The sequence below is a fragment of the Nocardia sp. NPDC051463 genome, from assembly GCF_040681975.1.
GTDB lineage: Bacteria > Actinomycetota > Actinomycetes > Mycobacteriales > Mycobacteriaceae > Nocardia.
Genome location: NZ_JBFBAB010000016.1, coordinates 150,232 through 164,200, shown reverse-complemented (window position 1 = coordinate 164,200; position 13,969 = coordinate 150,232). Strand labels below are relative to the sequence as shown.

The following is a 13,969-nucleotide window of genomic DNA, read 5'->3' as shown; positions in this document are numbered from 1 at the left end:
ACTTTGATAGATACGCATCGACAGCTCAGCAGCAAGACAGGCCACAAACCCTAATGCCCGATCTCGCCTCGCTCGGAACACATCATCGTGCCCAGCGGGGGCGCCGGTAGTTGGCTTGCGACTTTGATAGATACGCATCGACAGCTCAGCAGCAAGACAGGCCACAAACCCTAATGCCCGATCTCGCCTCGCTCGGAACACATCATCGTGCCCAGTGGGTGTCTGTGGGATTTTGCGACTGTGCTGTCTGTGTTTCAGGTGCTCAGGCTGGGATGGCGCGAAATCTCGGGCTTGATCTCGCGTCGGTGGTGTCATCGTCCGTGTAGGTGCGCGGGTGTTGCCAGGGTCGAGTCCCGTTCGCCGGTGTTCGGAGGCCGGCGACTGCGCGAACCCGACAACGAAGAGTGTTTCGGCCTGCGGCTTCGCAGGGATTGTGTCTGCCACGATGGACGGCGTGGGCGAGATCCGGATCGGCACATCAGGGTGGGTGTATCCGCCGTGGCGCGGCACCTTCTACCCCGCGGGGGTGACTCACAAGAACGAGCTCGCCTATCTCTCGCAGCGACTCGGCAGCGTCGAGATCAACGGTTCGTTCTATGCCTTGCAGCGTCCGTCGAGCTACCAGAAGTGGGCCAGCCAGACGCCGGAGGACTTCGTGTTCGCCGTGAAGGGCAGCAGGTTCATCACCCACATGAAGCGGCTGCGCGACGGTGACGCTCTACTGGCGAATTTCCTCGCGTCCGGCCTGCTTGCACTCGGCCCCAAGCTGGGGCCGATCCTCTGGCAGCTGCCTCCCAACTTCGTCTTCGATCCGGTTCTACTGGCCGAATTCTTCGGACACCTGCCCCGCACAACGACACGGGCCGCCGAGATCGCGACCCAGCACGACCATCGGGTCGACCCCGGATTCACCACGACCGACGCCGAACGGCCGATGCGGTACGCGCTCGAGATCCGCCATCCGAGCTTCATCACGCCGCAATTCACCGAACTGTTGGCCACACATGACATCGCGCTGGTCGTCGCCGACGCGGCAGGAAAGTATCCACTCATCGAGGAAGCCACCTCGAATTTCGTCTACATCCGGCTCCACGGCCACGACGAGCTCTACGTCAGCGGCTATACCGACGATGGCCTCGACATGTGGGCAGCCAAGATCCGCTCCTGGGCCGCAGACCGCGATGTATTCGTCTACTTCGACAACGACGCCAAGGTCATGGCACCACGTGACGCCCTCGCACTCCAGGCTCGCCTCGGCGGTTGCCCCGGCCGCACGCATCGCGGTGCGGAAGACGGGCCCACCCCGATGTAGCCACGTGTACTGGTCGGCGAAGCTCGGTGGCGTGCTCGGGTGCCACGACCTGGGCGCGTAACTCAGCCGACGGCGTTGCCGCCCATTCGGCCGCGCGAGTGGCGAATCGCCACGTAGCCTCCTGAGAGAGATCATTGATACCCGACGGGATGGAGCACGATGGCATCCAACCGATCGAAAGTTCCACCCCAGGCGCTGCTGCGGGTGATCGAATTCGCCCGCAATTCGATGGCGGGGCTGCACCGGCGACTTGTGCCAGGGCATATCGCGCTGCTGGAAATGATCGTTGCCGGGTTCTTGACCCAAGCGATCCACGCGGCCGCCGCACTCGGTGTGGCAGACGCGCTGGCCGACGGTCCGCGTAGCGGTACGGAGTTGGCGAGCGCCACCGGCGCGAACGAGGACGCGCTGCATCGGCTGCTGCGCTTGCTGACGAGCCACGGCATCTTCGCTCGCCGATCGGACGGCAAGTACACCCTCACCCCGATGGCACAGGCGCTGCGTCGGGATGCGAACGTTTCGCTGCGCGATACCGTGCTGTTCTTCGGCTCCACAATGCACCGCAATCATTGGACGCATCTGGTCGACGCGGTACGCACCGGCGAAACCGTCGGCACGGATCTGGACGGCATGTCGTTCTTCGACTATGTGCGGAAGGACCGCGAGCTCGGCGGACTGTTCGACCGCGCCATGACCAGTATCAGCACCCTGGCGATAGAGCCGCTGTTCGCTGCCTACGACTTCGGCCGGCACCGCACGATTGTCGACGTAGGCGGTGGACAGGGCACCCTGCTCACCGAAATCCTCTCCCGCACACCGACGGCACACGGCATCCTGTTCGATCTGCCCGAAGTGGTCGCGTCGGCGCCCGCCCGCCTCGCCGAACTCGGCCTCTCCGACCGCTGCACGGTCGAAAGCGGTTCCTTCTTCGAGATGGTGCCCAGTGGCGGCGACGCCTACATTCTCAAACACATCATCCACGACTGGTCCGACGACAAAGCCGAGCAGATCCTGCGCACCCTGCGCGAGCAGATGCCCGAGGACGCGACACTGCTGCTCATCGAACTCGTGCTCCCCGAAGACAATCGACCGCACCCGGGAAAATTCATAGATCTGGAAATGCTCATCAACGTAGGCGGCCGCGAACGCACCGAAGACCAATACCGAGACTTCCTGGCCGCCTCAGGATTCACCCTCGTGCGCCGTATCCCGACCGCGGCCCCCGACAACATCCTCGAAGTGCGCCCCAGTTAGGTGCCCAGTGGCAGCCGGCCGCGGCAAACATCGACAGACACTCCACCATGTGCCACTCGCAACAGGCGTTCGCGATGGTGGACGGCCGCGCACCAAGGCGAGGCGGTGACGGTGGTGGAGTCTGATCATGTCAGAACCAGCGCCTGCACGATCAGCACGATGTAGAGGGCAAGAATGAACAGGACCGCGGGTAATACCGGGTAGTCCGGTGTACCAGCGCGTCGGAACTTCGATGCCGCCGTGGCTGGAATCAGTAAGAGCGCCAGAGGAATCCAGGCGATCAGCGCGTGCGGCCCGGAGTAGGTCCACGGCCGAACAAGGGCGAGGTCGCCGATAACCGCTGTTGCGGCGCACACCAGCGCCGCAGCCGCACTGCCGTCGGCGCCCAAGGCGTTCGAATAGTACATCTCGCCGGGGCGCGGCGACTTGGAAGTCTTGCGAGCGAATTCGAACTGGAGGAAAGCGCCGGCGAAGATGATCGCGACCGCCGCTGCCCGCCAACAGGATCGGACTTCGCCGGTCCCGATCGCGGAAACGACGACGTACGCGGTAACAAGTAACTGGACCGGGTAGGTGATGGCCAGGTTCAGCATGATGTCGGTGCGCACCGTCGCCGAAAGACGTTCCAGACCCCAGAGAACGAGGCCGTAGGCGAGTACGGCGGCGATCAGCACAGCCGAACCGATGGAAAGCGTCAGGCAGGCGGCGAGGGCACCCACCGCGATGACCACCATCGCGCTGCGCAGTTCATTCGCACTGATCGCGCCGGTCACCAGGGGGCGGTCGGGGTTGTGCACCCTGTCGTAATCGAGGTCTTTCTGCTCGTCGACCATGCGCAGGTACAGCAAGACAAAGGCGACCACAACAATGCGGACGACAGTGGACCAGGTCGGACGCCACGACGAATCGGTCTGGGAGACAAGGGCTGCCGTGCCTTCGAGTGCGAGCACCCAGAGCACGCCGTACAGCAGGTAGTGTGGCTTGTACATCACCGCAGTGAATCGAGCGATGCGCGCGATGGAACCGAACACGCGCGGAGTCGACGAAGTTCCTGCCGCACTGCTCATTGCGCGCCTCGATGATCGCGACTCACCACACCCACCGATACGCCACTCACTGCTCGCTCCAGCGGTTCCACATCGTCACCTCGGCTGCTGGAATTCGGCGCGGGCCGCGGCTTCTGTTGCCGGGTAGCAGGTGGGCTACCGGCAGCATGGCGACCTGGGTTACCTGGTCGAACGGGATGCCGAGTACGTCGGCGATCTCTTGTTCGTAGACGAGGTGGGCGGTGGTCATGGTGGATCCGAGGCCGCGGTCGTGCAGGGCGAGCATGAAGTTCCAGACCGCCGGGTAGAGGGAGCCGTAGAAACTGGCCAGTTGGAGGGCGGCAGCGTTCGCGGGTGGGCGACCGAGCGAGCAGACGACCACCAGGGCCGGGACCTCGTGCAGATGGTCGGCGAGGTAGCGACCGGAGGCGAGGTCGCCGAGTTGATCGGGACGCGGTGTGCGGGTGGAGAGGTAGGCGGCAAAGCCTTTTCGGTAGTACTCGGCGATCTGCTGTTTGGTATCGGAGTCCTCGACCACGAGGAAACGCCACGGTTGCCGGTTGGTACCACTCGGGGCGTGCACCGCGACGTCGAGGCAGTCGAGCAGGTCCTGTCTCGAGACCGGCCTGGTGAGGTCGAGGCGGCGCCGGAACGCCCTGGTCGTGGTCAGCAGGTCGTTGCCCATCGTGCTCCTGTCCATCAGACGATCCCCGAGTCCGGCTCCGCTTCGGGATCGAGTGTGTCCTCTGCGAATTCGAGATCGATCTGGGCCGCCACGGCACGTGCCTGGCGGATCTCGCAGTGGATCACCACCGTGCCCGCACCCTGTTCGACGATCTCCGCCACGCATTCGGCCGCCAGATCGAGCTCGACGAACCGATCGAAAGTACTTGCTACACACTCCAACTGCGGCAGTTCGTCGACGATCATCGAGAGTGCGGTCTGGCGGCACGCTTCGATGAGCAGACTACCGGGGACATGGTCGAGCTGATGATCGAACAAGAACGGGTGGCCGAGGTCGGCGACCAGCTCGGCCCGCGCGATTGCGCCGTCCCGGCGCGGCGGTCCGATGACGACGTTGCGCCAGTTCTCCCTGCCCACCGCGGCGGGCACGGCGCGTTCGGTCAGTGCCGAGGCGCCGTGGAAAGGTCCGAGCCCCAAGCTGTCCCGGAAAGCGGAGCGCAAGCCCGACCACTGCCGCGAGGTGACCCAGGAGAAGGAACCGTCGACGGTCAGCATCGGCTCGCCCGCACACTCGAGATCCAGCACCATATCGAGACCGTGCAGCGCACCACCGCGGCGGTGCTGCTGCGGCACCCGTACCCGCATCACGAGGTCGGCGGGCGCGGTACCGACCACCCAGGCCGGGGTATCGGCGGCGGTGCCGTTGAAAGTCCGGACGACGAAGGCCATTTCGGGCGGCACACCGTAGAACTCGTGAGTCAGCGCGATCGCCGCCTGCCTGGCGGCCTCCATCACCAGCAGCGGATCGTGTCGCATAGCGAGTGAACCGGCGTGGTCGCCGTAGTAGGCGTGCATTCTGGGTAGCTGTGCGCCGGCGACGAACTCGTCCGGCGCCACGGTGTCCAGCGAGGTCACGAAGACCTCGGAAACTGCGCAACGATGCGCTAGTTCGCGGGAGATGGTGCGCACGTGGCTTGCTGTCTGTACCGGTGCTGCGTCTGTGGTCACGATCGACCCTCCAACCATTCTGTCGCGGACACGGGCCGCAGGGTCTGCGGCTGAGTGCCGGTCCGCATGGGAAGTACGTATGAGCCGAGCACGATCACCGACCACGGATCCAGGTCTTGGTCCGCAGCCCAGGCCGAGTACAGCAATTGCGCGCAGCCCGCGTCGGATTCGAGATCGAGCTCGGGCGGGAGGGGGAAAGCTGCCTGGTCGAGCTCGCTCAGCAGTCGGGCGAGTGCGTCGGCGCGGTCGAAGCTGCGGGCACGAGCGTGGGTGTACAGGTCACGAGCGATCGCGATGGCATCGGCCGAGCGGTCGACACCCGCGCCTGCCTGTGCGACCACCGCCGCCCGCGTCCGCTCGTCGAAGTAGATGGCGAGCTCGCGCAGCACATCGGCGGGATCATCGGGCGAGTGCACCAGATTGAGCAGATAGTTGTGCCTGCCGAGCAGATACCGCAGTTCCCCTGGCTGGCGTTTACGGGGGTCGGTTGCGCCTTTGGCCTCGGTGAGCCGCACCGAGACCGGAAGCTCCCCGTCGGGACCGTGCACCACGAGGACAAGTACATCCGAGATGCCGACCAGCAGATCCGCGAGCCGCCTGCGTTCGGGTGAGGCGATATTCCATGCGAAGTACCACAATGCACGGGCCAGGTGTCGATCGACCGGGACACGGTAGGCGCCGACCACACGAAAACCTTTGTCGGCCAGCCATTGCAGCGTCGGTTCGACGGCGCGGGCGACGATCGCATCGGGTTTGAGTAGCAGCAGCGAATGTTGCATGGCGAATTTCGCCGCGTCGGCACCCAACCGGTCGAGCTGGTCTACCGACTCCTGCACATAGGTGTCGTCGAGGTAGACACCGACTTTTTCTGCCGAGGGTGTCGAAGCGGCCAGCAGTTCGCGCAGCGAATCGCGCTCGCCCGGTGATCCACCGCTCATCGGCCGCCTCCGAAGTCGTTGTTCGCCAATATCTCTTCGATCGATGGCAGCGCAACGCCCAGGTATCCCGACTCCAGGCAGTAGTCGAGCAGTAGGCGCAGGTAGTCCTTGCCGCTCGGTGGCGACGGCTTGCCCAGCAATACCTCCGCCTGAGCGGTGTCGAATATCAAGCGCCGCTGAAAGTAACTGGTGTAGAGCGAGCCGATGCGGCGGTAGTACTCCCGCTCTACCAGGTCCAGGTCATCCTCGGCGAAGGTCGCTTCCGGCACAAACGTGGCCACCTCGAAGGAGGGATATTCGGCGAGCACATCCGATACCTCGCGCAACGACAAAGTGTCCCGGCCGAGCGCGTGGAAGGTGCGGTCCTGAGCGGAGTCGAAATCCAGGACCGCCGCGGCGATGACGTCGGCGACATGATCAACAGGGGCCAGCGACAAGGTCGCGTCGTAGCGCCCCGGCAGTGTCCGGAGTTTGCCTTCCACCATGAGTTTCACGACGGTGTAGAGGTTCTTGTATTCGCGGATCGCGCCCGAGTCACCGGCACCGGTCACGATGCCGGGCCGCACGATCGCCCAGCGTAGCCCCTGCTCACCGGCCGCGTGTACCAACTGTTCGGCGCGAAACTTGCTGTCCTCGTATCCATTGCCGAACGGCTGGCCCGCGTCCAGCTCCCCCTCGGTCACCACGCCGCCACGCTGTCCACACACATACGCGGTGCTGACATGCACAAGCGGAACATCCCATTGCCTCGCCAGCGCGACGGCGTGCACGGTGCCCCGCACATTCAGTTCCTCATAATCGGCCTCTCGCGCGTCGAACGCGGTAGTCGCCGCACAGTGCACGATGGTGCCGACCCGCTCCGCCAAGTCGGCAGTGTCGCGCTCCGACATACCGAAACCGCGCGCCCGAATATCGCCCACCACCGGCGTGCCCGCCTCCAGCACCGTGCCGTCGTTGCGGACAATGCTCGAATTGCTGTGCAGCACAGCAGCTACCGGCCGTCCCGCGGCGGCCAGCCGCGCCACAACCTCGGCGCCTACCAATCCGGTCGCGCCGGTGACCAGCACGGTGTCGCGCGCGCTCGCGATCACACTACGCGGCTGGTCGGCCCTGGCGCGCTCGCTCATGATGGGCCACCGTCGGTCAGTGTCCCCGAGACGAGGGCGATCACTTGCCCGACTCGACGCACGCCGATCAATTGCTCCGGGCGATAGCGCGGCAGGTCGAAGGAGCGCTCCAGGACCACCGTGAGTTCCATCAGGCGCAACGAGTCGAAGCCGAGGTCTTCGACCAGCCGCTTCTCGTCGTCGGCCGCCGATGGTCGCGGCGCCATCGCGAGGACGAGGCGGCGGACCTTCTCGGCGATCGCGGTATCGGCTACAGCGGTCATGCCGACTCTCCTTCCCGAAGATGAGGCTGGTGGCCACCGGAGGTCAGCAGATCGCGGGCCTCGTCGAGCGGCAGGTCGGTGTTCAGGTAGCCGGCCAGGCGCAGCCAGTCGTACCCGATGGCCAAGGTGCGACGCCATTGCTCGCGCGAATCGAACGAGGCCGGGAAACCGGTGGCGGACTCCGAGCCACCTGCGATCCGCCGCACCAGGACGACGAAATCGTCGAGGACCGCGAGACCAGCGCTGATGTCGCCGCTCGTGCGGAGGATGTCCGAGAAACACACCTGTCGAGCCGAATTCAGCTGTGTCAGCAGCTCATCGCGACCCGACACGTGTGAAGGAATTATGCGCCGCATTGTTTCGGCGGGTGCCACGTCGGCGGGCAGTGGATGAATACCGAAGGCAGACAGTACGACCCGAACAGCCATAGCAATCAGTCGGTGGGCGGCTATGTCGGCGACTGCACCCTGCGAGTTCTTCACCGCGCCTGCCAGGTCCTCTCTGGCATTCTCCAGAACGATGTTGGACCACACCAGGTTCAGTGCACATTCGGTGAATCTGGTTGCGGGCAGCGGAGAGAGGGTGGCGATCGGATCGTCTCCCGTGGCTCCGGTCAGGCCGAGTGCCGGGGTGCTCGTGCTCGGCATCGGCGTGTAGGGCCGCACCCGCTTGCACATCGCCAAGGCGGGTTCGATGAGTTCTCCCCCGCGCCACTGCAATCCGACGAAACCGAGCCGGATGAACTCGGGCAGCTCGGTGGCGATGTCCGTCTGGGCGCGAGCGAGCACATCGCGCACCGAATGCCGGAACACCACCGACCGCCAGGCCCGCGCGGCCCGATCCGAGAGCACGAAGACATCCTGATCGTCGCGCACGACATGCATGCGCCCGCCGATCGTCCAGGTGGTGACGCGGGGGCGGCGCGCGAACAAGATCTGCTGCGGTTCGTCCGCCACCGCGGACACGCCGAGTGCGGCGGCGAGTTCCCACACCTTCTGCCAGATCCGCTGATCGGCCGCTACTGCGGCTTGCGTGTCGCCGGGCCGATCGAATCCAGCGCCTACGGCCACCGGGAAGGCATGGTGCCGACCTCCGGCATCGCCGAGCTTCCCCGTCTGGTCGTCGAACACCCAGGCGGCCGGATCAGTGGTGTCCCGGTAGCGATCGATGAGGTCGTCGTGCCCGATCCGGTCCAGCTGCTGCGGAAGCCATTTGGTCTCCAGGTAGCTCTCGCCGTGCCGCGCGGCCCACCCCTTCATCGCCTGCAAGAGACCATCGCGTGCCCAACCGCCCGCTTCGGCGTGCGCTCCCAGCGCGCGCAGTGCGACGGCGAACCGCAATGCCTGGGTTGCCCGCCCGGTCCACCAATTCGCCATCAGCTCCGTGAAGCCGGAATAGGGCAGCAGCGAGCGCAACTCGGCCACGTCGGGAGTGCCCGATCGGACTATGGTCGCCCGCAGGAATCGCTGACACCGGTTGAGCAGGTCCTCGTCGAGTTCAGTAGGGCCCGCTGCCGCGACCTGCGCCAACTGCCTGCGCAGCTGTGCCTGCGACCGGGTGCGCACCTCGACGCGACGCCCATCGATGAACAGCACGGTCGGCAGTGTCGGCATCTCCTCGTCGCCGGGCGCGAGCACGAGGAAGTCCACATCGGATCCCTCGTTGCCGAACCCCTCGGCCAGCGAGCCTTCGAACAGCACCGTCGCATCTCGCGGTACCGCTACGGTTTCCACGGCCCGCTCGAGCAGCTGACGTACCCGCTCGAGCGCCAGCGTCGGCTCCGGTGCGATGTCATGAGCGGCTCGGCCATCGCCTGCTTCGGCGTTGCGCGGCCCGCCGGAACCGGTGGTGCCGTCTGTCCCGTGGGCGACAGCGCCGTCGAGAACTCCATCGCGAAACAGCTGCCACATATGGCGGCGGCGCGGTTTGCCGCTGGAGGTGCGACGGATGGTGCCGCGCGGTCCGGTGACGACGGTGACGGACTGGGCGGGGCCGAGCTCGCCGCTGATGATGCTGCGCGCCATGGAGATCCAGTCGCCCGGCGCGGATTCGGCGAACAGGGCGATGCCCTGTGCACCCGCCTCGGTGATCGTGACCGCGGCCAGTTTGCCTTTGGTGATCCCGGTTTCCTGGGCGACCCGGGATTCGATGTCCTCCATGAACACCGAACGACCGCGCACCTTCAGGCTCGAGCCCATCCGGCCCAGCACGAAAACCTCACCACGATACAGGAATCCCGCGTCACCGGTGTAGAGCTTACCGTCGGTGATCCGGGTGGACGAGGCCGCTGCGGACTCCCCCGAATCCGTCACCGAATACCCGAGCGCCACCGAATCGCCGACCACGACCATCTCGCCCAGGGTGCCGTCGGGGAGTTCGTGGCCGTCCTCGTCGACCACCGTGACGGTCGACTCCGGCGTCGAATAGCCCAGGCCGGTGATCCATCCCGCGCCTTCGACCCGATGGGTGTCGTCGAGCAGTTGCTCGTCCAGGATCGTGATCCTGGACCCGAAGCGCAGACTCGGGTTGTCGAGGCGCAACGCGGTGACCGGGTGGTTGCGTGCCGACGAGGTCACCATCAGCGTCGCCTCCGCGAGCCCATAGGCCAAGGTGTAGGCCTTGGTCGAGAAGCCTTGTTCGCCTGCCAGATTCGCAAACGACTGTAGATCGGCGACCTCGACCGGTTCGGAGCCGACGGCGAGCGTGCGCCAGCCGGAAAGGTCGAGCTCGGCGATGTCCTGGCGCGGCACCCGATGGGCCACATAGCCGAGCGCGAACGAGGGGGACGGCGAGTGCTGGGCATGGGTCATCGCACGCAGCCACCGCACCGGGTCGCGAACAAACTGGTCGGGTCGCATCAGGTACAGGTCACCCTGATTGGTCACGGTGGTGAGGAAGGCGCCGACCAAGCCCATGTCGTGGTAGAGCGGCAGCCACGAGACCATGGCCTCCCCGGGTCGCCAGTCGACGAGGGTGGAGATCATCGCGATGTTGTTGGCCAAGTTCTGCCAGCTGACGCGCACGCCGCGCGGCGTGCCGGTGGAGCCGGAGGTGAACTGCAGCAGCGCGCACTCGTCCGGCTCACCGAACTCGCGCACCGCGGGTGGCGACCCGAGGGTCTGAGCGTTGATCACCAGTGGCTCATCGGTGCGTCCCGCCTCGATCGCCGCCCTGCGGACCAGTTGCTCGAACTCAGTCGAGGTCACCACCAGTCGCGGGCGGGCCTGCACCAGGATCGCCGCGATGTGGGCGACGATCTGGTCGAGGTCGCCGAACATCGGCGGGGCGACCGGCGTGAAGACCCCGCCGCAGGCCCACACGGCGTAGAACGCTGCGGCACAAGGGAATCCGGTCGGCATAATCACACACGCACCATCGCCGCTGCCCATGCCGTGTGCCCGCATCAGGGCGGCGATAGACCAGGTCGTGTCGGCGAGGTCGCGATAGCTGCGATAGGTCCAGCCGTCGGCCTCGTCGGCCAGATAGACCCCGGCGTCCTGCGCGGGCTCGACAAGCCAATTACGCACTGCCGCAACATATTTTTCATGCTCCATCGCGGAGGTCTCCTTCGGACAGCACGGTCACCGTCCCATTGGTTCCATCGACCCGAATCCGCATACTGGACCGTATCTTCTTCGTGAGGTCCTTGACCTGTACCACGGTGGGCACTCCTAATTCACGCGCCACGATCGCGACATGCGTGAGGGGACTGCCGCGCTCGATCACCAGAGCCGACGCCGAGGGCAGCGCAGCCACCCAGCCGGGGTCGGTTCGATAGGCCACCAGGATGCCGCCTGCGACGTCGCGTGGCTCATCGACCACGATAGCCGTACCCTCGACTATCCCCGACGCTGACGGTGTTCCGGGCAGCACCGTTCCGACCGTTGCCGCCGGAGTGTCGGTGACCGGCACCCAGCCCTGAGCCGCGAGCTCGGCGCGCCCGAAGGTCGGACCCGTTGTGAGAAAGCGAGCCGGCGCGACCAACTCACCGTCCCTGGCGCGCTGCGCCTTTCGCGCCGCCACCAGATCGCGCAACGTCTCGGTTCCCGCGCCCTCGTAGCAGCCGCGCAATTCCTGCACGGTCAAGAAGAACACGTCGCCGAACTCGTCGATGACCTCGCGCTCGACCAGGTCGCGGCCCATCACCCGGATCATCCGCTTCACCATGCCGAAGGCTCGGGTCCGGCAGAAGCGCAGCCGCTCGCGGTGCGCAGCACAACAATTCACCTTGGCGCGCAACCGTTCATAGATCCGACGGCGGAAGCCGTGCAGGTGGGCGTCGAGATAGTCGTCGGCCTCGGCGCTGCGGCTGTGCTGTGTGGTGTCTCCTACCCGCCCGATAGCGCTGCGCAGCATGACGAACAGGCTGGCCGGGTCTTCCCGCAGATCGGGCGTCTCCAATTTCAGCTCGTCGAGACTTCGATAGCCGTAGCGATCGATGTAGGCCTCGACGCGGGCCAGGAATTCGGTGTGCGCTGATCCGCGCAGTGCCGGGTAGATCTGTTCCGGCGGAGTCGAATTGACCAATGCTACGAGTTCGGGCTCGACACGCACGAACTGCGCCAGCTCTGTCATCGCACGCGCGGGCTCCGCCGATTCGACGTCGGCACCCGGGCCGACCACGGCGTACAGGAACCACTCCGGTGCCTTGGGCAGCAGCAGTTTTGTCAGCAGAAACATCAATCCGGTGCTGGTCAGCAGAATCGCGTCCAACACCATCAGCGGACCCCAGCGCTGCACCAGGTCACGGTCGACGGTGCGGTAGGCCGCATAGGCCTGTTCGCCGGACAGGGTCGGGTAGTCCATGGCGTCGTATTCGTCGTAGACGCGATAGAACTCGGTCATGAATTGCTCGACCATGTCGTCGATTCCGAACAGCCGCCGCAGATACGTCACCGTGGTGACCGTCCTGGAGCGGAGCCGCGCGAAGGACGTTCGGAAAGTGAACGGCCGCAGCGTCTTCGCGAGCTCGTCGGCGAGCGGTTCGTCGACGCCGAGCGCCGCCTCCAAGACCTTCCTGTTCAACGGGTAGCCGGGTGCGATGCCCACCATCCGGTACCAGTGCAGAAGGTTGTAATAGACGCGGCCGTGAAAGTAGCCCAGCAGCACCGGAGTCCAGCGATCGGTCTGGCGTAGCTGCTCGTCGGGCACCCGCAACGATTTCGCGTAGCCGTGATAGACCCGGCCGTAGATGTCGGCCGCCGTGGTGAACGTCAACGGCGAGGTGATGCCGCTGAAACTCTCGATGATGTTGGAGTTGTCCCAGATCCGCTGCTCGTCGTCGGCGAGTACCTCACCGGCGCCGCGCAACAGCGCGCCACCGGACCGGGAGGTGCCGCCCACGGTGGTGGTGATCGGTCGGGTCTGCAGCAACCAGAGCCCGTCGTCATCGATCGCCCACTCGACGTCCTGCGGCGCGCCGAGGTCGGCTTCCAGCTTGCGCCCCAGTTCGGCCACCTCGACGAGCTCGGCATCCGACAGCGCGGCGCGGCTGCGACGCCCCTTGTCGACCTCATCGATCGCGACGCCCTGGTCCCCGGCGGGTGTGTAGGAACGCTCCTTGTCCCCCAGCACGGTTTCCAGCACCGCGCCGGAGGATTTGTCGACAATCACCGAGTCGGCGTCCACCGAGCCCGATACCAGGCCTTCTCCGAGCCCGTACACCGCGCTGATCACCAACTCCTCCGCAGCGCCGGTGATCGGGTTCGCGGTGAACATCACGCCGCTGGTCCGCGCGGGGATCAATCGCTGCAGGACGACGGCAGCAGCGCCGGTAGGTGGCAGCCCGTGCGCGAAGGCGTAGCGGATGGACCGCTCGGAAAACGCCGACGCCCAGCACGCCAACACCCGGGATGTCACCGCGTCGTGGCCGTTGACGTTCAGGAACGAGTCGAATTGGCCCGCGTAGGAGTGGCCGGGGCCATCTTCGGCGGCCACCGAGGAGCGCACGGCGATCGCGCCGCCGTCGAGCCGGTCGTAGGCGTCGGTGATCAACGCGAGGACTGTCGGCGGCAGTGCCGCTGCGGCGACCTGCGTGCGCAGCGCAGCACCGGCCGCCAACGCCCTCTCCAAGTCGTCGGTGGCGAGAAGAGCCGTCAACTCCGCGGTGAGGTCGCCCGCGTGCAGCACCTGCTCGAACACGTCGGTACCCAGCACGACCCATTCCGGCACGCGGAAACCACTGGTGTGCAAATTGTGCAATCCGCGCGCTTTGCCTCCCGCCAGCGCAGCGATCGTCGCTGTATCAGTCCACGGTCCAAGTACCTGCAAGGTGTCTCCCATCGCCCCCTCGGCACCGGGCAGGAGCCGGATGCTCCGGCACAAGGCACGCCGATCG

Annotated in this window: 10 protein-coding genes; 2 read left to right on the top strand and 8 right to left on the bottom strand. The window is 65.8% G+C overall.

The window, feature by feature from the left end; genetic code table 11:
• Positions 1–454: 454 nt before the first annotated feature.
• Both AB0M74_RS21590 and AB0M74_RS21585 read left to right on the top strand, forming a co-directional pair.
• Positions 455–1,312, top strand: coding sequence for a DUF72 domain-containing protein (locus tag AB0M74_RS21590; RefSeq protein WP_366528053.1), 858 nt, complete (start codon positions 455–457; stop codon positions 1,310–1,312).
• A gap of 159 nt (positions 1,313–1,471) precedes the next feature.
• Positions 1,472–2,566: a methyltransferase gene (locus tag AB0M74_RS21585; RefSeq protein ID WP_366528052.1), complete on the top strand. Its 1,095-nt coding sequence runs from the start codon at positions 1,472–1,474 to the stop codon at positions 2,564–2,566.
• 125 nt (positions 2,567–2,691) lie between these two features.
• Here AB0M74_RS21585 and AB0M74_RS21580 read toward each other — a convergent pair whose 3' ends face one another.
• The 8 genes from AB0M74_RS21580 to AB0M74_RS21545 form a co-directional block, all read right to left on the bottom strand.
• Positions 2,692–3,597 carry a hypothetical protein gene (locus AB0M74_RS21580; RefSeq protein WP_366528051.1) on the bottom strand — a complete coding sequence of 302 codons (906 nt, stop codon included), beginning with the start codon at positions 3,595–3,597 and terminating at the stop codon, positions 2,692–2,694.
• Positions 3,598–3,679: 82 nt separating this feature from the next.
• Positions 3,680–4,312, bottom strand: a complete 633-nt coding sequence (locus tag AB0M74_RS21575) for a nitroreductase family protein (protein WP_366528050.1) — start codon at positions 4,310–4,312, stop codon at positions 3,680–3,682.
• Complete coding sequence (locus tag AB0M74_RS21570; protein WP_366528049.1) at positions 4,312–5,304, bottom strand: ScbA/BarX family gamma-butyrolactone biosynthesis protein; 993 nt, start codon at positions 5,302–5,304, stop codon at positions 4,312–4,314. Before AB0M74_RS21570 ends, AB0M74_RS21575 begins: the two co-directional genes overlap by 1 nt.
• Positions 5,301–6,242 (bottom strand): nucleoside-diphosphate kinase, encoded by a 942-nt coding sequence (locus AB0M74_RS21565; RefSeq protein WP_366528048.1) that lies wholly within the window; start codon positions 6,240–6,242, stop codon positions 5,301–5,303. The genes AB0M74_RS21570 and AB0M74_RS21565 overlap by 4 nt, the downstream gene beginning before the upstream one ends.
• A complete protein-coding gene (locus AB0M74_RS21560; RefSeq protein ID WP_366528047.1) occupies positions 6,239–7,369 on the bottom strand; it encodes an SDR family oxidoreductase in 1,131 nt (376 codons plus the stop codon). The genes AB0M74_RS21565 and AB0M74_RS21560 overlap by 4 nt, the downstream gene beginning before the upstream one ends.
• Positions 7,366–7,632: an acyl carrier protein gene (locus AB0M74_RS21555; RefSeq protein WP_366528046.1), complete on the bottom strand. Its 267-nt coding sequence runs from the start codon at positions 7,630–7,632 to the stop codon at positions 7,366–7,368. Before AB0M74_RS21555 ends, AB0M74_RS21560 begins: the two co-directional genes overlap by 4 nt.
• Complete coding sequence (locus AB0M74_RS21550) at positions 7,629–11,186, bottom strand: AMP-binding protein (protein WP_366528045.1); 3,558 nt, start codon at positions 11,184–11,186, stop codon at positions 7,629–7,631. Before AB0M74_RS21550 ends, AB0M74_RS21555 begins: the two co-directional genes overlap by 4 nt.
• Positions 11,176–13,914, bottom strand: a complete 2,739-nt coding sequence (locus AB0M74_RS21545; protein ID WP_366528044.1) for a phosphoenolpyruvate synthase — start codon at positions 13,912–13,914, stop codon at positions 11,176–11,178. Before AB0M74_RS21545 ends, AB0M74_RS21550 begins: the two co-directional genes overlap by 11 nt.
• Positions 13,915–13,969: the final 55 nt, after the last annotated feature.